The sequence below is a fragment of the Martinezella dioscoreae genome (assembly GCF_009176305.1).
GTDB classification, from domain to species: domain Bacteria; phylum Pseudomonadota; class Alphaproteobacteria; order Rhizobiales; family Rhizobiaceae; genus Rhizobium; species Rhizobium dioscoreae.
Window position 1 is genome coordinate 36393 of sequence record NZ_BLAJ01000017.1, and the last position, 19261, is coordinate 55653.

Annotated in this window: 18 protein-coding genes and 1 tRNA gene; 5 read left to right on the forward strand and 14 right to left on the reverse strand. The window is 60.2% G+C overall.

Annotated features, from left to right (window positions below; genetic code table 11):
* Positions 1 to 10 precede the first annotated feature (10 nt).
* The 6 genes from GDN47_RS29670 to tesB all read right to left on the reverse strand — a co-directional run bounded on the left by GDN47_RS29670 (position 11) and on the right by tesB (position 7608).
* On the reverse strand, positions 11 to 814 hold the full coding sequence (locus GDN47_RS29670) for an exodeoxyribonuclease III (RefSeq protein ID WP_145635961.1): 804 nt from the start codon (positions 812 to 814) through the stop codon (positions 11 to 13).
* A gap of 202 nt (positions 815 to 1016) precedes the next feature.
* Positions 1017 to 1685: an outer-membrane lipoprotein carrier protein LolA gene (locus GDN47_RS29675; protein ID WP_145635958.1), complete on the reverse strand. Its 669-nt coding sequence runs from the start codon at positions 1683 to 1685 to the stop codon at positions 1017 to 1019.
* 136 nt (positions 1686 to 1821) lie between these two features.
* Positions 1822 to 4491 carry an FtsK/SpoIIIE family DNA translocase gene (locus tag GDN47_RS29680; RefSeq protein ID WP_152094818.1) on the reverse strand — a complete coding sequence of 890 codons (2670 nt, stop codon included), beginning with the start codon at positions 4489 to 4491 and terminating at the stop codon, positions 1822 to 1824.
* Positions 4492 to 4764: 273 nt separating this feature from the next.
* Positions 4765 to 6132 (reverse strand): ammonium transporter, encoded by a 1368-nt coding sequence (locus tag GDN47_RS29685; protein WP_113330874.1) that lies wholly within the window; start codon positions 6130 to 6132, stop codon positions 4765 to 4767.
* 27 nt (positions 6133 to 6159) lie between these two features.
* Positions 6160 to 6510 (reverse strand): P-II family nitrogen regulator, encoded by a 351-nt coding sequence (locus GDN47_RS29690; RefSeq protein WP_015341499.1) that lies wholly within the window; start codon positions 6508 to 6510, stop codon positions 6160 to 6162.
* Between the two features lie 213 nt (positions 6511 to 6723).
* Positions 6724 to 7608 (reverse strand): acyl-CoA thioesterase II, encoded by an 885-nt coding sequence (gene tesB, locus GDN47_RS29695; protein WP_152094819.1) that lies wholly within the window; start codon positions 7606 to 7608, stop codon positions 6724 to 6726.
* Positions 7609 to 7691: 83 nt separating this feature from the next.
* On the opposite strand from tesB, the gene GDN47_RS29700 reads away from it, so the two are divergent.
* Positions 7692 to 8906: a ubiquinone biosynthesis hydroxylase gene (locus GDN47_RS29700; RefSeq protein ID WP_233790190.1), complete on the forward strand. Its 1215-nt coding sequence runs from the start codon at positions 7692 to 7694 to the stop codon at positions 8904 to 8906.
* A gap of 39 nt (positions 8907 to 8945) precedes the next feature.
* Here GDN47_RS29700 and GDN47_RS29705 read toward each other — a convergent pair whose 3' ends face one another.
* A complete protein-coding gene (locus tag GDN47_RS29705) occupies positions 8946 to 9824 on the reverse strand; it encodes a LysR substrate-binding domain-containing protein (RefSeq protein ID WP_152094821.1) in 879 nt (292 codons plus the stop codon).
* A 234-nt stretch (positions 9825 to 10058) separates the two neighbouring features.
* Between GDN47_RS29705 and GDN47_RS29710 the strand changes: the two genes are divergently transcribed.
* Positions 10059 to 11309, forward strand: coding sequence for an MFS transporter (locus GDN47_RS29710; protein WP_210386780.1), 1251 nt, complete (start codon positions 10059 to 10061; stop codon positions 11307 to 11309).
* 9 nt (positions 11310 to 11318) lie between these two features.
* Here GDN47_RS29710 and GDN47_RS29715 read toward each other — a convergent pair whose 3' ends face one another.
* The 4 genes from GDN47_RS29715 to GDN47_RS29730 form a co-directional block, all read right to left on the reverse strand.
* Positions 11319 to 11507: a Trm112 family protein gene (locus GDN47_RS29715; protein WP_037154712.1), complete on the reverse strand. Its 189-nt coding sequence runs from the start codon at positions 11505 to 11507 to the stop codon at positions 11319 to 11321.
* Between the two features lie 9 nt (positions 11508 to 11516).
* Positions 11517 to 12176, reverse strand: a complete 660-nt coding sequence (locus tag GDN47_RS29720; protein WP_113330883.1) for an LON peptidase substrate-binding domain-containing protein — start codon at positions 12174 to 12176, stop codon at positions 11517 to 11519.
* Between the two features lie 253 nt (positions 12177 to 12429).
* A complete protein-coding gene (gene trxA, locus GDN47_RS29725) occupies positions 12430 to 13401 on the reverse strand; it encodes a thioredoxin (RefSeq protein WP_152094822.1) in 972 nt (323 codons plus the stop codon).
* Positions 13402 to 13560: 159 nt separating this feature from the next.
* The gene (locus GDN47_RS29730; protein ID WP_113330885.1) at positions 13561 to 14070 is read right to left on the reverse strand and encodes a prolyl-tRNA synthetase associated domain-containing protein; all 510 of its coding nucleotides are present in this window, start codon (positions 14068 to 14070) and stop codon (positions 13561 to 13563) included.
* Positions 14071 to 14314: 244 nt separating this feature from the next.
* Here GDN47_RS29730 and GDN47_RS29735 point away from each other — a divergent pair.
* A tRNA-Gly gene (locus GDN47_RS29735) sits at positions 14315 to 14389 on the forward strand.
* A gap of 126 nt (positions 14390 to 14515) precedes the next feature.
* On the opposite strand, the gene GDN47_RS29740 is transcribed toward GDN47_RS29735, so the two are convergent.
* The gene (locus GDN47_RS29740) at positions 14516 to 15130 is read right to left on the reverse strand and encodes a LysE family translocator (RefSeq protein ID WP_152094823.1); all 615 of its coding nucleotides are present in this window, start codon (positions 15128 to 15130) and stop codon (positions 14516 to 14518) included.
* Positions 15131 to 15324: 194 nt separating this feature from the next.
* Here GDN47_RS29740 and GDN47_RS29745 point away from each other — a divergent pair, with 194 nt between their 5' ends.
* On the forward strand, positions 15325 to 15966 hold the full coding sequence (locus tag GDN47_RS29745; protein WP_152094824.1) for a DUF1007 family protein: 642 nt from the start codon (positions 15325 to 15327) through the stop codon (positions 15964 to 15966).
* A gap of 21 nt (positions 15967 to 15987) precedes the next feature.
* Here GDN47_RS29745 and GDN47_RS29750 read toward each other — a convergent pair whose 3' ends face one another.
* Positions 15988 to 16734 (reverse strand): phosphatase PAP2 family protein, encoded by a 747-nt coding sequence (locus GDN47_RS29750; protein ID WP_145635933.1) that lies wholly within the window; start codon positions 16732 to 16734, stop codon positions 15988 to 15990.
* A 402-nt stretch (positions 16735 to 17136) separates the two neighbouring features.
* On the opposite strand from GDN47_RS29750, the gene GDN47_RS29755 reads away from it, so the two are divergent.
* On the forward strand, positions 17137 to 17985 hold the full coding sequence (locus GDN47_RS29755) for a MipA/OmpV family protein (RefSeq protein ID WP_113352939.1): 849 nt from the start codon (positions 17137 to 17139) through the stop codon (positions 17983 to 17985).
* Here the strand turns inward: GDN47_RS29755 and GDN47_RS29760 are convergent.
* A complete protein-coding gene (locus GDN47_RS29760; protein WP_371864876.1) occupies positions 17926 to 19257 on the reverse strand; it encodes a class I SAM-dependent methyltransferase in 1332 nt (443 codons plus the stop codon). The genes GDN47_RS29755 and GDN47_RS29760 overlap by 60 nt on opposite strands.
* Positions 19258 to 19261: the final 4 nt, after the last annotated feature.

The following is a 19261-nucleotide window of genomic DNA, read 5'->3' on the forward strand; positions in this document are numbered from 1 at the left end:
CAATCCCGCTTCAGAGATTGAAATGCGCCACGACCGGCACATGGTCGGACGGACGATCCCAGCCGCGCGCCGCCTTCAGAATCTCGATCCGCTGCAGATGCGGACCCAGATCGGAGGAGGACCAGATATGGTCGAGGCGGCGACCGCGGTCGGCAGCCTCCCAATCCTTGGCGCGATAGCTCCACCATGTATAGAGCTTCTCGCTTTCCGGCACCTGCTGGCGCATCAGGTCGAGCCAAGCGCCGCGTTTCATCACCTCGAGCAACCCTTCGGTCTCTACAGGCGTATGGCTGACGATCTTCAGGAGCTGCTTGTGCGACCAGACGTCGTGCTCCAGCGGAGCGATATTGAGATCGCCGACGAGGATCGCAGAGGTGTTCTGCTCGGCATTGGCATGCAGCTTCTTCATCTCCTCGATGAAATCAAGCTTGTGGCCGAATTTCGGATTTATCGTTCGATCCGGCTCATCGCCACCCGCCGGGACATAGAAATTGTGCAGGCGGATGCGCCGGCCGCCGCGCTCGAAGATGGCCGAGATATGCCTGCTGTCGCCAACATTGCAATAATCCTGGCGATGATCCTCGGTCAGCGGGAAACGCGATGCGATGGCCACCCCATGATAGCCCTTCTGGCCATGAATGATGATGTGCTCATAGCCAAGCGCCCGGAGCGGCGCATGGGGGAAAAGCTCGTTCGGAACCTTGGTTTCCTGCAGGCAGAGAATATCGGGCCGGGCCTGCATGACGAACTGCTCGACGATCGGCATACGCAGCCGCACCGAATTGATATTCCAGGTCGCAATCGAAAATCCCATACCCGAGCCTTTTCCTTGGAGCAATTCGAGGAAAAGTGCGCAGCGGTTTTCCGTCCGGAATTGCGTCAAAACAGACAGTCGGAGCGACTCGGCGATTCGATGAATCACCGCTCTCTCCGGTCAGCGTAAGGCTTTAGACCGGCTGTAGTGGAAAGAAAAGCGCCATTCGCCGCTTATCTATGGCTCGGGATGGAGTCGACCGTCAGCGCGTATAGTCGATGCGGAAAACGCTGTCGTCGAAGGCGACGTTCGTCTTCACGTTGTTGATGATAACATCGGTTGTCTTGCCCTGCGGATCGATAACGGTCCATTGGCGCAGGTCGTAGCTTTTCGAATCGAAGATCATCGTGATCGTCGAATCGCCAAAAACGGTGCGGTTGCCGAGCGTGATCTTGGTCAGATCCGGCTGCGAATCGACATTGCGCACCATGTCGGCCGAAAGGTCGATCTTGTTGGCGAGCAGCAGGCTCAGCGGCGTCTTCGATAGCTGATACATATTTCTTGTCTGCGTCTGGTCGTTGATGACCTGTACGTTATTGCCGTCGCAGATTACGCGCATGCGCGACGGCGGATCGTAGTTGAAACGCATCTTGCCGGGCCGCTGGATGAAGAATGCGCCGCTCATCTGATCGCCGCGCGGTCCGATCTGCAGGAAACCGCCCTTCATCGACTTGATGGATGAGAAATGATCGGCAATGGCCTGGGCGATACCGGGATTGAGGGTCGCTGCAGCTGCCTGCGTCTGTGCTTGAGCCTGCGCGAAAGCCGAAACCGGCAGAGCGCCTGCCCCGCCGACGGCGAGCACGGCGCCGAGTAGGTGCCGGCGGGTCAGGGACAGTCGGCTAGACGGCTGCGCATCAAATTTCGTCATCGAATTCTCCTTCATGCTTCGTCCATGGCGCGCAAAATCGGCGTCTTCATGGCGCAACGGCCCAAGGCCGGTAAGGGGCGGCAATCAAATTTCCCTGAACATAGACGGGATATGCGACACGGAAAGGCTGATTGCCTCAGCGATCGAGAATATCGGCTTCGGTGGGAACGAGGATCTCACGTTTGCCGGCGTGGTTGGCCGGGCCGATCACACCTTCCTGCTCCATGCGCTCGATCAGCGACGCTGCACGATTGTAGCCGATGCCCAGTCTCCGCTGGATATAGGAGGTCGAAGCCTTGCCGTCGCGCAGCACGATCGCAACAGCCTGATCGTAGGGATCTTCCGAATCGGAGAGATTGGACGTGCCAACCGGACCGTGGCCGTCATCATCCTCGTCATCATCGGCGGTGATGGCATCGAGATATTGCGGTGCGCCCTGCGTCTTCAGATAGGCGACGATATCCTCCACCTCGCCATCGGAGACGAAGGGGCCGTGAACGCGCTGGATGCGCCCGCCGCCGGCCATGTAGAGCATGTCGCCCATGCCGAGCAGCTGTTCCGCACCCTGCTCGCCGAGAATGGTGCGGCTGTCGATCTTCGACGTCACCTGGAAGGAGATGCGGGTCGGGAAGTTCGCCTTAATCGTGCCGGTGATGACGTCGACGGACGGACGCTGCGTTGCCATGATGACATGGATGCCGGCGGCACGCGCCATCTGCGCCAGACGCTGCACGGCGCCTTCGATATCCTTGCCGGCGACCATCATCAGATCGGCCATTTCATCGATGATGACGACGATGTAGGGCATCGGCTTTAGGTCGAATTCTTCCGTCTCATAGATCGCCTCGCCGGTCTGGCGATCGAAGCCGGTCTGCACGGTCCGGCTGATCGCCTCACCCTTTGCGACGGCCTGCTCGACGCGCGTATTGAAGCCGTCGATGTTGCGCACGCCGATCTTCGACATCTTTTTGTAGCGCTCTTCCATCTCACGGACGGTCCATTTGAGCGCAACGACGGCTTTCTTCGGATCCGTGACGACGGGCGAGAGCAGATGCGGAATGCCGTCATAGACGGAGAGTTCGAGCATCTTTGGATCGATCATAATCAGGCGGCACTGCTCCGGTGTCATGCGGTAGAGCAGCGACAGGATCATGGTGTTGATCGCAACGGATTTACCCGAGCCGGTGGTGCCGGCCACGAGCAGATGCGGCATCTTGGCGAGATCGGCAATCACGGGTTCGCCGCCGATCGTCTTGCCGAGCGACATGGCAAGCTTCGCCTTGGACGTCTCGAAATCGCGGCTGGCGATGAGCTCGCGCAGATAGACCGTTTCGCGCGTCGAGTTCGGCAGCTCGATGCCGATGGCGTTGCGGCCGGGAACGACGGCGACACGGGCGGCAATCGCGCTCATCGAACGGGCGATATCATCGGCAAGGCCGATGACGCGGGACGATTTGATGCCTGGCGCCGGCTCCAGCTCATAGAGCGTGACGACCGGGCCGGGGCGGACGTGAATGATCTCGCCCTTGACGCCGAAATCCTCGAGCACGCCTTCGAGCATGCGGGCATTCTGCTCCAGCGCATCGGCCGAGAGCGTCGCATCGCGGGCGACGGCCTTCGGCTCGGCAAGCAGATGGACGCCGGGGAGCTGGAAGCCATAGGGACGGATGAAGGAGGTCTGCGCCTCGCGTTCCGCCCGCGCACCCGGTTTCGGACGCGGCGCGGCCGGAGTGACGCGATGGCCGGCAGCGGCTCCCTTTGGAGCAGCCGGGGCCAACGGCCACTCGTCATCCTCATCGTCAGGCAGGATATCGGCCGGGCGCCGCGGATCGCGATCATAAATCGAATCCTCGTCTTCATCCTCGTCATCGCCGAGACTGATCGACGGCGCGGAAACGACGCGGCGCGCCGGACCATCCATGGACGGCTCCAGACGGTCGCCCCGAGCCATGGGTGCCTTGGCGCGCACCGGCTCGTTCAGCGTACCGAATTCGTCGTCGTTGAAATCATAAGGCGCATCGAAGGCATGGTCGCGGCGCTTGCGCGGCCCCATGCCGAACAGCCGGCGCAGGCGAGCCTGCGTGTTGTACCAGGCATGCATGACCGCACCATAGGCCATGAAATTGGCGAGGAAACCGCCACGGTCGTCATCCTCGTCCTCATCGCCGACCCGGCGGGCACGGCTGCGGGTTTCCTCGTAATCGTCCTCATCACTTTCGTCTTCCACGAGGTTTTCGCCGATGACGCCCGAGGCGAAGAGCATGAGCCAAATGGCCGGAACGGCGAGGACCGAACCGATGATGATGGCGACGACACCGCTCGGATAGGTACCGATGAAGAGGGCTGGAAGACGCAGAAGAAGATCGCCGACGACACCGCCGATACCGTTAGGAATCGGCCAGGTGGGCGGCGCCGGGAAGCAGGCGATGGAGCCGGCCGCGACGATGCAGCCGCCGAACCAGGCGCCGAGGCGCGAGGGCACACGATGAAGCTTGCGGTTGGCAATCAGCGCGAAGGCCCAGGCGACGACGGGTAGCATCGCCAGGATCGAGGTGAGGCCGAGCGACTGCATCATGATATCGGCAAAAGCGGCGCCGGGAAAACCGAGCAGGTTGGTCGGCGCATTGGCAGTTGCGTAGGAATAGCTCGGGTCCATGACGTTCCAGGTCGCCAGCGCTGCAACCGCAAGCGCCAGCAGGAACAGTATCGCGAAACCTGTCAGCCCCTTGATCTGACGCCAAACCACGCTCGAAAGCGATAAACGGTCGGGGCGACCGCTCAACGCCGCCGAATTGCTTCTGCCCATGATATCCAGCCCCGTTCCTGTCCAAAGCGCAAACGAATCGGTCCATGCCCACTCGCCGGCAGGTTAGCCATACCTAATCAGAGGAGGGTTAATGGCATGTTAACCATGCACGCCAACCTCATGAATCGCCTGTCGTCTGAAGAAAAATGGCTGTGCACGAACGAAAAGGGCCCGAACCAAGGTCCGGGCCAAGGGCGCCTATTTGCGATGAAATAGGACGCGACGGGATGTTGAGCGAAACCGGAGAGTTTGCTCCGGTTTCGCAAGCTCCGATCAGGAATTGTGGTAGGCGGCTTCGCCGTGCGAGGCGAGGTCGAGGCCTTCGCGTTCGGCTTCCGGAGCGACGCGCAGGCCGATGATGACGTCGACGACCTTGTAGAGGATAGCCGAGCCGATGCCGCACCACAGGATTGTCGTGACGACGGCGGTCAGCTGGACAACGACCTGGCTGCTCATCGTGACACCATCGGCATAGCCGACGCCGCCGAGCGAGGCGCTGGCGAAGATGCCGGTTGCGATGGCGCCGAAGATACCACCGATGCAGTGTACGCCGAAGACGTCAGCCGTATCGTCGTAACCGAACTTGTTCTTCACGACCGAGACGAAGAAGTAGCAGAGCGGTGAGACGATCAGGCCCATGACGATAGCGCCCATCGGACCGGCGATGCCGGCTGCAGGCGTGATGGCGACGAGGCCGGCAACCATGCCCGAAGCGCCACCGAGCATGGAAGCCTTGCCGCGGGTGAAGGTTTCGACCAGCGACCAGGAGATGATGGCGGCTGCCGTTGCGACGAAGGTGTTGACGGTTGCGAGCATCGCGCCGCCGGAAGCTTCGAGGTTGGAGCCGGCATTGAAGCCGAACCAGCCGACCCAGAGCATCGATGCGCCGACCATGGTGAGCGTCATGGAGTGCGGAGCCATCATGTCCTTGCCGAAGCCGACGCGCTTGCCGACGAGAATGGCGCCGACGATGCCTGCAATACCGGCATTGATGTGAACGACGGTGCCGCCGGCGAAGTCGAGTGCACCCATCTTGAAGAGCATGCCGTTGGAATCCCAGACCATGTGAGCGATCGGGAAGTAGACGAAGGTCGCCCACAGCGCGCAGAAGAGCACGGCTGCGCCGAACTTGATGCGCTCGGCGAAGGCGCCGATGATGAGCGCCGGCGTAATGGCGGCAAAGGTCATCTGGAACAGCATGAAGATGAATTCAGGGATGACCACGCCCTTGGTGAAGGTCGATGCCGTCGTCGAAGTCGAGACGCCCGACAGGAACATCTTGGCCGTGCCGCCCCAATAAGGGCTCGAACCGCCGCCGAAGGCGAAGGAATAGCCGTAGAGAACCCAAAGGATCATCACGACCGCGCCGATCATTGTGCACTGCATCAGAACCGAGAGCATGTTCTTGGCGCGGACGAGACCGCCGTAAAACAGCGCCAGACCCGGCACCAGCATGAAGAGCACGAGAATGGTGGAGATGAACATGAAGGCGGTGTCGCCCTTGTCCGGAACCGGTGCGGCGGCGGTCGCAGCGGCTGCAGCCGGAGCGGTCTCCTGCGCAAAGGCGATCGCCGGCGCAAGCAAGGCCGCAGAAAGCGCACCCACCCGTGTCAAGGCGGAGGAAAGCTTAGAAAATGACATGCAAATAACTCCCTGATCCGCCGTGTCTTACAGCGCTTCTGAATCGGTTTCGCCCGTACGGATGCGTACGGCATGGTCAATGGAATAGACAAAGATCTTGCCATCGCCGATCTGGCCGGTCTTGGCTGCCGACGCGATGGCCTCGACGGCCTTGTCAACGGTTTCGGATGCGACTGCGACCTCGATCTTCAGCTTCGGCAGGAAGCTGACGGCATATTCGGTGCCGCGATAAATCTCGGTATGCCCCTTCTGGCGCCCGTAACCCTTCACTTCGGTCACAGTCAGGCCCTGGATGCCGACAGCCGTGAGGGCCTCACGGACCTCATCGAGCTTGAACGGCTTGATAATGGCCATCACAATTTTCATCTGGTTTCCCATCCTTTGTTAGCCTCGGCACGGAGCCGACTCTCCTTGCCGCCGACGAGTGTTTCTGCAGCGACTGGCCATATACATTCAAAGGACGTGCCAGATTCGTGACACATTTATAACGTGTTGAAATAAAACAGTTTTATTGCACAGACCCAATAAAGCGGCATTTCTCATTGTGAGAGCCGCACAAATAAAGTGCAAATTTATAAATTTGCCACAAATTTAAGCATTTGCCTTTTTACGAATCAGCCCTTCCTGCGCTACCGACGCAATCAGGATACCGGATCGCGTAAACAGGCTGCCGCGGGTAAATCCGCGGGCGCCGGAGGCACTCGGGCTCTCCTGGCTGTAGAGCAGCCAGTCGTCGAGCTTGAAGGGACGATGGAACCACATGGCATGGTCGAGGCTCGCCACCTGGACGGTCGGATCCAGTACCGATGTGCCATGCGCATTCAGGGAAACATCGAGCAGCGTCATGTCGGAGAGATAGGCGAGCACGGCATTCTGGTAAAGCCGGTCATCCGGCACCGGCCCCGTGAGGCGAACCCAGATATTCTGCCGCTGGCTCGGCTGCGCGCGCGAGAAATAGCTCTCGATCGAAACGGGCCGGATCTCGATTGCCCGCTTGCGCTCCCAATAGCGGCGGACATTCTCCGGCGCGTGAGCAAGATAGCGCTGCTTCACCTGCTCCTCGTCCATCAGTTCTTCCGGCATCGGCACGTCGGGCATGTCGCCCTGATGATCGAAGCCTGGCTCGTCGACCTGGAAGGACGCCGTCAGCGCAAAGATCGCCTTGCCGTGCTGGATGGCCAGTACACGCCGCGTATTGAAGCTCGAACCGTCACGCAGGCGATCGACCTGATAGAGGATCGGAACCGAGGGATCGCCGGGCAGCATGAAATAGGCGTGCAGCGAATGCGCGAAGCGATCGCCATCCACCGTTCGCTGCGCCGCCATTAAGGCTTGGCCGATGACCTGCCCGCCGAAGACGCGCTGCCAGCCGACCTGCGGGCTATTGCCGCGAAACAGGTTCATCTCGATCGTTTCGAGATCGAGGGTCGCCAGTACGGTGTCCATCGGGGTGAGCTTCTCGGTCTCTCGCGACATTTTGCTTGAACTCCCATGGTAGGAACCGTCAACAGGATGCTCTATATAAAGCAGGACGTGACAGTAAGACACAGGGAAGCGCTATGTTGGACATGCTGGTAGTGGGTGGCGGATATGTGGGTCTTGCCGCAGCGGTCGCAGTCAAGCAGGCAGCCCCCCACCTCGATGTCATGATCGTGGAAGCCGCACCGGAATCCGCCTGGAAGAAGGATATGCGCGCATCGGCGATCATCGCCGCCGCCTCCAAGATGCTTGAAGTTCTGGGTGTCTGGAACGAGATCGCGCCGGAGGCCGAGCCGATCACCCGCATGATCGTCACCGATTCGCGCACAGGCGATCCCGTCCGCCCGGTCTTTCTCACCTTCGACGGCGAAGTGGCCGACGGCCAGCCCTTCGCCCATATGGTGCCGAACCTCACCATGGTCGGGGCGCTTCGCGGCGCCTGCGAGCGCTTGGGCATACCGATCAAGCATGGCCTCAGCGCCACCGGCTTCACAACCGAAGAGAACAAGACCACCCTCACCCTATCGGATGGCAGCACGCTGGAAACGCGGCTTCTGGTCGCCTGCGACGGCGTGCGCTCCAAGCTGCGCGACATGGCGGGTATCAAGACCGTCAATTGGGATTACGGCCAGTCCGGCATTGTCGTTACCGTCGAGCATGAGCGACCGCATGGCGGCTGTGCCGAGGAGCATTTTCTGCCCTCCGGCCCCTTCGCCATCCTGCCCTTGAAGAACAACCGCTCCTCGCTCGTCTGGACGGAGCGCACCCCCGACGCCGAACGGCTCGTGGCTTCCGACGATCTCTTGTTCGAAGAGGAACTGGAGCGCCGCTTCGGCCACAAGCTCGGCGCACTGCGCACGATCGGCGACCGCCGCGCCTTCCCGCTCGGCTTGACGCTTGCCCGCGCTTTCGTCGCGCCGCGCTTTGCGCTGGCCGGCGACGCCGCCCACGGCATTCATCCGATCTCCGGCCAGGGCCTCAATCTCGGCTTCAAGGATGTGGCGGCCCTTGCCGAAACCATCGTCGAGGCCGACCGCCTCGGCCTCGATATCGGCTCGATCAACACCCTCGAACGCTACCAGACCTGGCGCCGCTTCGACACCTTCCGCATGGGGGTGACGACCGACGTGCTGAACCGGCTGTTTTCCAACGACAACACGCCGCTGCGCATCGCCCGCGACTTCGGGCTGGGGATCGTCGACCGCCTGCCCAGCCTCAAATCCTTTTTCATCGGCCAGGCAGCGGGGACGACTGCAAGGGATAATCCGCGGCTGTTGGCTGGTGAGGCGATCTGAAGAGTCGGGGTCGAATCGACAATCTCTGAAGCGGAACCTCTATTCGAGGTTCCGCATCTCGGCATCCATCCAGCTGCAGAATTGCCGGACCGCTCTCGATTCCGAACGGCGCCGGTAGCGATACGTGCCGGTTTCAACCGGTTCGTAGCCAGGCAAGTTTACCAGTGCACCCGATTTCATTTCCCGGCCCGTCAGGATGGTCGGTGCGAGCAGCACGCCAAGACCGGCGACGCAGGCATGAAGCGCAGCGTCGTCCGTGTCGAAGGCATGGCCGAAGGAAAGATCTGCCGGTAAAAGATGGAACGCCTCGCACCAGAGCCGCCAGTCCCAGTTACCCACACAGCATTGCAAAGCCGGCAGGCGCGGAACGGCAATCTCCCGACGATTAGCATCTTTCGCCAGCAAGCCAGGGGAAACGACCGGGCGGCGCAAGTCGCGCGCAAGGAACTCCCATCCTTCGGCGACTTCCCCTATCCGGAAATGTCGAATGCTGACATCCGAGTCGGGAATGACCGGAAAACCGCGTGCGGAACTCGTTTCCACTCGGACGCGTACCTGTGGGCAGAGAGCGCGAAAGCGATCCAGTGACGGAATGAGCCAGCGCAGCGCAAGCGACGTGGTGGCGTGGACGCCGATTTCGTTTTCGTCGCGATAAAGCGCCTCGGCCGAGCGCTCGATGAGCCCGATCGCCGGCGCGACCTCCTGATAGAACCGCCGCCCTATTTCGGTAAGAGAGATGGTGTTGTTACCTCGGCGGAAGAAGCTCACTTCCAACTCGTCCTCAAGCTTTTTGAGCTGGTGGCTCACCGCGCCGGACGTCACACCAAGCTCAGCGCCGGCGGCCGTCAGGCTTCCGGTACGCGCAACGATCGCAAACACCCGGATGGCGTTGAGAGAAACACGATGCCTTCCCTGCATGAATTTTCCTCAGGTTCCCCTCAAATTCCTCGTTTGCGCATCACGCGAAAATCCAGCACAAGCATACGCATAAAATGCCGATAGATCTGCGGCGTGGCCAAACCAAGCCGTCCAAATCCATAGCATGGCTGCCGGTTAAGGCAGCATTACTTTCTTTTCATTTTACCGACTAACCAACCTGCCCATCTTTCTCATTCCGCCAGAAACAAAAAGCTGCTCCACCAAAGGTCCTTGATGCCTCCTCTTCGACATCGCTACCGCGACCCGATCACGCTTTTCGCACCGATTACGTGGATGCCATTCCACTCGCCCATAGTCCGTGCCGTTACCGCGCTGTCACTCACACAGCTCATCGGCTGGGGCTCAACCTTCTATCTGCCGGCGGTGATTGGGCCTGCCATAGCTCGCGAGCTGGACATTGGTCTGCCCATGGTCATGGCGGGACCGACGATCATGCTCATTGTCATGGCGATGGTGTCCTTGCCGCTGAGCTCAATCATCGAACGCCACGGCGCGCGGCCGATCATGGCTTTCGGCTCTGCTATGGGCGCAATCGGCCTGCTGCTGATAAGCCTAGCCCACGGTCCGGTGTCTTATGTCCTACCGTGGATCATTCTCGGCCTTGCCGGCGCCTGCATGCTGACGACGCCGGCGCAGATCGCGGTGAGCGAGGTCGCCGGCGAGAAAACACACCAGGCACTTGGGGTATTGATACTGGCCGGCGGGCTGACATCGACCATCGTCTGGCCGACGACGGGGCTTCTCCAGGCGCAATGGGGCTGGCGCATGACAAGCCTGACCTATGCCGCTTTGATGCTGCTTGTCTGTCTTCCACTGCATTGGATTGCGCTTGGCCGCCACCCTAGGGAACGATCGCCCGTGACAGCGACAGCCGAACCCAACCCTATCGACAGGCCGAGTTTCACTTTACTGGCTTTAAGCTTCGCCGCCAACGGCTTCGTGACCTGGGGATTTGCCCTCACCATCATCGTCCTGTTCGAGGCTGCAGGTCTCGATCACGCCAGCGCGCTAGCAGCGGCGGCCTTCATTGGTATCGCCCAATGGGCGGGGCGCATGGTCGATTTCCTCGGCGGCCGGCACTGGTCGGGCTTCGTCACCGGCCTCGCGGCCTCTGCCTTGTTTCCGCTGAGCTTCATCGTTCTTCTGCTAACCAGCAATTTCGCCGGCGCCATGCTTTTCGCCACACTCTACGGCATGGCGAGCGGCATCACCGCCGGCACCCGCGCAACGCTGCCATTGCAGATTTTCCCGGCTGACACCTATGCACGTGCATCTGCTCGGCTGGCCGTGCCGCTCAATCTTTCCTTTGCGGCCGCGCCACCGGCATTCACCGCCATCATGACATTAGCGGGTGCCCACGCCGCCCTGTGGCTGGCCCTTGCAATCTCGATTTTTGCATATTGCGCGCTTCTCGGTCTTTTGCTGGTACACCGCCGAATGAAGCGCGCATCACATCAGCACTGAAACTGCCCTTCAATCCTCGATACGTCTTGCCTCCGAAATCAGCATGATCGGAATGCCGTCGCGGATCGGATAGGCGAGACGCGCCTTTTCCGAGATCAGCTCGTTCTTTTCCCGGTCGTAGCTCAGCCGCCCCTTGGTCAGCGGGCAGACGAGCAGATCGAGCAGTTTCGGGTCGACCTTGCTGACGGTGACATCCATCTGAAACTCCTACTGCAGCAGGGAATCGGTGTCGCCGGAGCCGGCGAGCACGATCTTGACGATGGCGATGAAGGTTTCTGCCCGGGTCTTCAGGTCGGGCGCCTCAAGAAGGGCCTGTTTCTCGGCCGGATCGAAGGGCGCCATCATCGATAGCGAATTGACCAGCATCATGTTGTCGGCCCGCTCGACGCTTTCCCAATCCGCCTCCAGCCTGTTGGCCTCCAGATAGGCACGGAAAGCCGAAAGCAGTGCCGGGCGATCGACCGTGCCTTCCTCATGATGGGATTTCAGGTCGGAGATGAAGGGGGTGATGCGGAATGTGCGATAGGGCTGGTGGGCAGTGATTTCATCCATCAGCCGGAAACGGCATATGCCCGTCAGCGCGGCGATATAACGCCCATCGCCGGTCTCCGAGAGGGAGGTGATGCGTCCGAGGCAGCCGACATGCGCCAGATTGGACGAATCCGGCGGCTCTCCCAGCGCCGGCTGGATCATGCCGATCAAACGATTTCCGGCGATCGCCGCATCGAACATGGCGAGATAGCGCGGCTCGAAGACATTGAGCGGCAGTTGCGCCCCGGGCAGCAGCAGCGCGCCGGATAAGGGAAAGACGACCACCGATTCGGGCAGATCGCCCGGCTTCAGATATCTCGCATTGCCGACTTGCATCTTTTCCATCCCGCTAGATCGCCCCGACGCGCTGCGCGCCGCAGTGAGCCGCGCAGGAACGACACACATTCGCGGTCATCGCCCCTTTTCGCGCCGCGTCACCGACAATGTGAGCCCGTCTGCCGAAAACACAAGAGTATTTTCGATGAAAACGCCGATGGGAGCCGTTTGCCGGATACATAGGACGACCGTCTAACAAGCGATCGCCCGGAAGGTTCCGCGCGATCGCCATGCTCGTAGGACAACCGACCCGTTATGAAAACAGAATAGAGGAAAGCTTGCGCCGTGCCGCGATCGTGGCGGGATCCTTGGCACCCCATACCTCGAAGAACTCTAGCAGCTGGCGGCGCGCGCCGTCATCGTCGTAGCTGCGGTCCTTGCGCATGACGGTCAGAAGATGCTCGGCCGCCTCCTCGCGCTTGCCTTCGACATTGCGGATCTTGGCGAGCTTGATGCGCTGCTCGTGATTGTCGGGATTGGATGCCAGCTCCCGTTCGATCGCCACGGGATCGCCGAGCTTGCGGGCTTCGTCGATCTGGTCGAGCTTCTTGACCACGGCCTGGATACCGGCATCGTTGGCGAGCGTTTCCGGCAGATCAGTCAGCGCTTCGCGGGCACGCTGGCTCTGGCCGGCGGCGATCATGCATTCGGCCATGCCGGCGAGCGCCTTAGCATTTTCCGGGTCCGCCTGCAGCACAGCGCCAAAAAGCTCGGCCGCGCCATTGACGTCGCCAGCGGCAAGCAGGCCGCTTGCCTCTTCCAGAACGGCAGCAATCTCGGCTGCCGGATCGTCGCCGCCTGCCGGACCGCCGAGGCGATCGATGAACTGGCGAACCTGGCTTTCCGGCACCGCACCCATGAAACCATCGGCCGGACGGCCATTGACGAAGGCAATGACGGCCGGGATCGACTGGATGCCGAGCTGGCCGGCGATCGAGGGATGATCGTCGATATTCATCTTGACCAGCTTGACGCGGCCCTTGGCTTCGGTGACGACCTTTTCGAGCACCGGCGTCAGCTGCTTGCACGGGCCGCACCAGGGCGCCCAGAAATCGACCAGCACCGGCTGGTTGCGCGATTCCTCGATAACGTCCTTGGCGAAGGTCGCTGTCGTCGTATCCTTGATCGGCGAAGCGCCGCCAGCGGCTGGCGTGGCGCCGAAGGATGCCGAGGCCGACATCTGCCCGCCGAAGGAAGCGTTATAGGGATTGTTCGAACCGCTCATGAGTGTCTCCCGCCTGCCGGCATCCTTGATTTTGTGAGAAGCATGATCTCCAGACGAGACGACGAGGTTCGCCTGCCAGCACGCTCCATGAAGTGGCCAAAGCGACCGGACAATCCGAAGAGAAGCCGACCGCTATAATCTTAGCGCTAAAATCGTACGTTAGCTCGTCACTTTCAAGACTAGCGGCGTATGACCCGTCGCCTCCATGAAGCGCAGGAGATCGCCGCTGGCAATCGACGTCGTCGCATCGTTCGACAAGGGATGGCAATTGACGATGTCATGCGCCATCAGCTCGGCATCGAGCACGAAGGTAACATTCTTGCCTGCGTCGTTGATCGCGCCGAATGCCGTGACAGAGCCCGGGATGACGCCGAGATATTCCATCAGCTTTTCCGGCTTGCCGAAGGACACCTTGCTTGCGGCACCGATCAGCGTGTGCACGGTCTTCAGGTCGACCGTCGCGTTTTCCTCGACGGTCAGCAGGAAGAAATTGTCCTTCTTGTCCTTCACGAAGAGGTTTTTCGTATGGCCGCCCGGAATTTCGTCGCGCAGCGATACCGATTCGGCGACGGTGAAGACCGGAGCATGATCCTTGGTCGTATGGCTGATACCGAGCCCATCCAGGAATCGGAAAAGATCGTCGCGGTTTTTCGGGCTGGTCTCGGTCATGGCGTCTCGCAATCGAAAATGGTTCGCCCCTGATACGTCGCCCACAATTTCATTGCAATCTTCGAGACGACAAAGCCCGGCGTTTCCGGGCTTTCCGATGGCTCGCGAAAAGAAGATGCAATTTTTCTTCGCGAACTCGTCATTTCCCTGTTGCATTTGAAAAATGGTTAGGCCATATAGCGCCCGTCGCCGCAAGACGACGCCCAGCGGTCCAACACACTACCCCGGATCGCGACGGGAATGAGCGGGTGTAGCTCAGGGGTAGAGCACAACCTTGCCAAGGTTGGGGTCGAGGGTTCGAATCCCTTCGCCCGCTCCAGTTTTCAAATTTTCCTATGGAATAAAGACGCTACGGCTTGGCCGTAAAAGCGTCTTTCCGACTGGAAGGCGCATTTTTCACGCGCCTGTTTTCTTTTCCTCTCGCGCTCCGCGCAATGCACTCGTGCTAGTTACGAACCGCGATCGTCGCGGCAGCGCCTCCCATGCAGAAGGCTGCGCCGCGATTCATCAGGCGCATCGCCCGAGGCGATTGCAGGGACCGGCGCGTCTTCGCTCCGAGAATGGCGAAAGGGAACTGCACGGCGGTCAGGATGACGGCGGTTATCGCCAGAAGAATCGGAACGTCGGTGGCCGATAGCGCCCGGATGTCCACGACCGTCGGCAGGATGGAGATATAGAACAGGATCGATTTGGGATTGCCGAGCGTGACCAGAACGCCCGAAATGAATGCATTTGCGCTACTCTCCGGCTGGGCCACATGGCTTTCATCGAAGGTCTCGCCGGATCGCCAGAATTGCACAGCCAGCCAGCAAAGATAGGCGACGCCTGCCCATTTGATCGCAATCAGCAAATAGCTGAAGGTTTCCGCGATGAATGCCAGTCCGGCAAGAACCGCGGCGAGGTACAATACGTCGCCGAACACCATACCGGCCGTCATCCATGCTGCACGCCGATAGCCGCTCTTCAAAGCTTGCGCCACTATGGCAACGATTTGCGGACCCGGAATGATTGCTGCAATCGCCAGCGCACTGGAATATGCGATGAATCCGGACTGAGTCATTTGCTTCCCGTTCCTCTTCGATGCCGGAAACCGATTTTAACTCTTAATTCGTAAACATGCTCAGAGGTGGCGGCAAGCATGTTTCTCCCCTCACCCACCTTCGCCCGGCGGCCGAAGCGCCGGGTCTCAAATCAGTCTCATTTAACGTTCAGGTCTGAGCATCGGATGGGCTTATGGAACTTGGTATTGCACGCATGAAAAGAAAAACCTCCCTGCTGATGGCGATGCTTTTGCTTCTGCCCGTTCCCGTATTTGCCCATCCGCATATCTTCATCGATGCCAAATTCGAGGTCGTCTCGGCGCCCGATGGCTCGATCAGCGAGCTGCGCAATGTCTGGAGCTTCGACGAAGTGTTCACCTCTTCCGTCCTTATGGATTACGGCAAGAGCGGCGACCAAGCTTTGAGCGCAACCGAGCTCAAGGCGGTGGGAAAGACGGTTCGGGATTCGCTGGCGCAGTATGATTACTACACGAACGTCACCAGCAACGGCAAAACAGTGCCGATGGCCAAGCCGGATGCGATCCAGGCGGACTACAAGGATGGTTCGCTGACGCTGACCTTTTCGCTCAAGCCGGAGCAGAAGACCTTCCTCAAGGGAACCACCATCTTCGGGATCTACGACAAGACGCTCTATACGGCGGTCGATTTCGCCACCGACAACGATTTGAGCACATCGGGACCGGCCTTCGGCCGCTGCAAGCGCAAGGTCATCAGACCCAATCCCAAGGAAGTCATGGCGGAAAACCAGGCCGCGCTGACAAGCATGTTCTTCAGCGATCCGAAGGGCACGGACTACTCGCTGCTGGTGGCGACGCGGCTCGAAGTCCAGTGCTGATCCTGCCAAGGACACCTTCCCTCATTTGAAAGGCGGACCGTCGTCTTCGGAAGGCCTCTTGCCGCTTACGGCAGGCGATATATAGCGGCGGGCGATGATCCAGCAGGCGAGCGCCCAGCTCGCGCCGGCACACCAGCCGCCGAGGACGTCGGTCGGGTAATGCACGCCGAGATAGATCCGGCTCGCGCCGATCATCAATGTCAGCAGGATGCCGGCCGCGACGGTGAAGACCCGCGTCGAGCGATAGCTTCGCGTGCCCGAGATCAGCGCGGCAAGGGTCAGATAGGTCACGGCGGACACCATCGCATGGCCGCTCGGAAAGCTTAGATCGTGAACCTCGACCAGATGCGGCACGATATCGGGCCGCGCCCGCGCGACACCGACCTTCAAGGCTGTGCTCAGCGCCCATCCGCCCAGCACCGAAGCGAGGACAAAGATGGCGATGGCGCGCTGCCGGTCGAGCAACAGATAGATCGTCACCAGTGCCGTCATCAGCGCAAGCACAGTCGTTCCGCCGAGGCTTGTTATGTCCTTGACCGCATGGGTCAGCCAACCCGGACCGATCGGCACAGAGAGATCGCCGGGCTGACGAAGCGCCAGCAGGATCGCCTCGTCGAATCCCTTCGTGCTGCCTTCGAGCACCTCTCCTGTGAGATAGATGAAAAGAAGAATTCCGCCCGAAAGCGCGGCGAACATTACAAGCAGCAAGGGCTCATAGCGGTTCAACCATCCAGGAATACCCGATGTGCCTAACGGCCGATCCTTCATGCGCTAAAACCCGCCTTGCCTGCTCTCATATCGTTTCGTCCACGAACAAAGCCCGGACAAACCCTATCTAGGAATAAAATGCGCGGGTTCCAATCGATCAAAGCCGCGATGATATGTTCGGTGCCGCAGGCGCTTCAGGTTCGTGAAATAAACTGTCTCTATCTTGACGCGAATTTGCTGCAGCCGGCGCAGGGAGGATGTGGTCGGCGTCGTTTCCTGCTCAAGGATCACGATAAAGGATACCGTCAATGAACCAGACCAGCATCGCCTCCACGAGCCGTGCAAAAGGCAATTCGGCAACAGGTTAGACGACGTGTTTGCTTTCGAACTTTCCGCTATTTTCCAGGCCGCGAGCTGTGCTAGTAGTGCTGCAGGGGCGATCAGGCATCAGGTGTTTTCAGAGTGTTAAATGTTGGGACATCTTTCTCCGCCCGGCTGTCTGCGCTGGCCGGAACGGGGCTGCTGGCAGCGTCTATTGTCGGCATGTTTCCCGCCTCATCCAGGGCGGACGATGCAGCCAAATCCTCATCCGATACCTGGGTCGTGACGCTTGGCGCAACCGTGGAATATGGCCCGAGCTATGAGGGATCGAAGCATTATACCTTCGGTGCCCTGCCGTCCTTCGATATTCACCGTTTGGGTGAGGCGCAGGAATACAGTGCCCCGGACGACAATTTCGATTACCAGCTCTTCGATCTCGGAGGCCTCGAAATCGGCCCTGTGGTCGGCTTGAGAGACGATCGCTTCGATCTCAATGATTTGCATCTGCAAAGCCAGCGCAAGGTGCGCTGGAATTTCGATGCGGGCGGCTTCGCCCAATATTGGCTCATGGATAATCGGCTCCGCTTCCGCACGGAGATCCGCCAGTCGCTTTGGGGCGGCGATGGACTGGTCGGCGATTTCGCCCTCGATTGGTTCCAGCCGCTCGGAGACAAATGGCTATTGTCCGCCGGCCCTCGCCTGTCGATGGCAAATTCGGTCTATATGCGCACCAACTTCGGCATCTCGGAAAGTGAAGCCGCGAGGCATGGCCATATCAATGCCTTCGATGCCGGTGCCGGCGTGAAATCGGTCGGCTTCACCGTGGCTGCGACCTATACGATCTCGCCGGAATGGAGCGTACAGGTTTACGGAAAATATAACCGTCTGGTGGGCGATGCGGCCGACAGCCCGATCACCTCGCGCTTCGGCTCACCCGACCAGAACATCATCGGCTTTACGCTCAATAGAACCTTCAACGTCAAGTTTTGAAGCGCTGCGCGCTTCATTCTCGGCGATATAATTGCGCGTCAGCGGAATGATGTCATTTCGCTTGGCGATCTGGATCTGGAAGACGACGAGATCCTCGTAGCGGAAGGCGGCCTCCGCCGTCGAAAGATAATATTCCCACATACGGCAGAAGCGCTCGTCGTAGAGCTTGGCGGCTTCATCCCAGCGCGCCATGAAACGCTCCCGCCATGCCTCCAGCGTCTTGGCATAGTGCAGCCGCAGCACCTCGACATCGGTGATGGCAAGCCCCGCCGCCTCGATCTCCGGCACGATCTCCGACAGGGCCGGAATATAACCGCCTGGAAAGATGTATTTGTCGAGCCACGGCGTGGTGAAGCCCGGTGTCGCCGAACAGCCGATAGTGTGCAGCACCATGATGCCGTCATCCTCCAGCAGCTCAGCACACTTGCGGAAGAAGGTGCGATAGGACGCAAGCCCGACATGCTCGAACATGCCGACGGAAACGATCCTGTCGAAGCGGCCGGTCAGGCTGCGATAGTCCCTCAGCGCAAATTGCACCTCAGCCGGCGTTCCCCTGGCCCTGTCGGCAACCCGCTTGGAGGCATAGTCGTGCTGCTCCTCTGACAGGGTCACGCCGAGCACGTAACCGCCCGGCGCATGTTCGGCCATATGCAGCGCGAGGCCGCCCCAGCCGCAGCCGATATCGAGGATGCTGTTGTTCGGCTCGATCAAAAGCTTGGCGGCGAGATGCCGCTTCTTGGCGATCTGCGCGTCGTCAAGCGATTGGTCGGCATGCTCGAAATAGGCGCAGGAATATTGCCGGTCCGGATCGAGGAAGAGCTCGTAGAGCCGGCCGTCGAGATCGTAATGATGGGCGACATTGGCTTTCGAGCGCCCGGGCAGGTTACGATGGCGGAAGATCCTGAGCTTGGTCCGGATATGATCGATGATGCGGGCAATAAGGGGGTGGGTGCTGTTCTGCCCCTCACGCAGCATCATCGCCACGAAATCGTAAAGCGTGCCGCATTCGACAATAAAGCGACCATCCATATAGAGTTCGCCCAGCCGCTTATCGGCGTCGATGAGGAGTGCCCATTCAGCACGGTCATCGGTGAAACGGACATGGACCGGCGCACCCGTGCCGTCGCCGAAGGTCAGCACACGGCCGCTGGCCGTCGTCACGGTCAGCGCGCCCCGCGTGACGATGGAGGAAAGTCCACGCTTCAGGCACCAGTCGACAAGGCTGGAGAAAATGGCGGGGGTTTTGCCCTTGGGGCGGTTGTCAGCTTGCATGTTG

Coding starts and splice junctions, on each gene's coding strand:
- GDN47_RS29740 (WP_152094823.1), bottom strand. CDS start 15,130: ATGACTCAGTCCGGATTCATCGCATATTCCAGTGCGCTGGCGATTGCA.
- GDN47_RS29685 (WP_113330874.1), bottom strand. CDS start 6,132: ATGTCATTTTCTAAGCTTTCCTCCGCCTTGACACGGGTGGGTGCGCTT.
- GDN47_RS29730 (WP_113330885.1), bottom strand. CDS start 14,070: ATGACCGAGACCAGCCCGAAAAACCGCGACGATCTTTTCCGATTCCTG.
- tesB (WP_152094819.1), bottom strand. CDS start 7,608: ATGTCGCGAGAGACCGAGAAGCTCACCCCGATGGACACCGTACTGGCG.
- GDN47_RS29700 (WP_233790190.1), top strand. CDS start 7,692: ATGTTGGACATGCTGGTAGTGGGTGGCGGATATGTGGGTCTTGCCGCA.
- GDN47_RS29705 (WP_152094821.1), bottom strand. CDS start 9,824: ATGCAGGGAAGGCATCGTGTTTCTCTCAACGCCATCCGGGTGTTTGCG.
- GDN47_RS29715 (WP_037154712.1), bottom strand. CDS start 11,507: ATGGATGTCACCGTCAGCAAGGTCGACCCGAAACTGCTCGATCTGCTC.
- GDN47_RS29670 (WP_145635961.1), bottom strand. CDS start 814: ATGGGATTTTCGATTGCGACCTGGAATATCAATTCGGTGCGGCTGCGT.
- GDN47_RS29710 (WP_210386780.1), top strand. CDS start 10,059: ATGCCTCCTCTTCGACATCGCTACCGCGACCCGATCACGCTTTTCGCA.
- GDN47_RS29690 (WP_015341499.1), bottom strand. CDS start 6,510: ATGGGAAACCAGATGAAAATTGTGATGGCCATTATCAAGCCGTTCAAG.
- GDN47_RS29675 (WP_145635958.1), bottom strand. CDS start 1,685: ATGACGAAATTTGATGCGCAGCCGTCTAGCCGACTGTCCCTGACCCGC.
- GDN47_RS29745 (WP_152094824.1), top strand. CDS start 15,325: ATGAAAAGAAAAACCTCCCTGCTGATGGCGATGCTTTTGCTTCTGCCC.
- GDN47_RS29680 (WP_152094818.1), bottom strand. CDS start 4,491: ATGGGCAGAAGCAATTCGGCGGCGTTGAGCGGTCGCCCCGACCGTTTA.
- GDN47_RS29760 (WP_371864876.1), bottom strand. CDS start 19,257: ATGCAAGCTGACAACCGCCCCAAGGGCAAAACCCCCGCCATTTTCTCC.
- trxA (WP_152094822.1), bottom strand. CDS start 13,401: ATGAGCGGTTCGAACAATCCCTATAACGCTTCCTTCGGCGGGCAGATG.
- GDN47_RS29750 (WP_145635933.1), bottom strand. CDS start 16,734: ATGAAGGATCGGCCGTTAGGCACATCGGGTATTCCTGGATGGTTGAAC.
- GDN47_RS29720 (WP_113330883.1), bottom strand. CDS start 12,176: ATGCAAGTCGGCAATGCGAGATATCTGAAGCCGGGCGATCTGCCCGAA.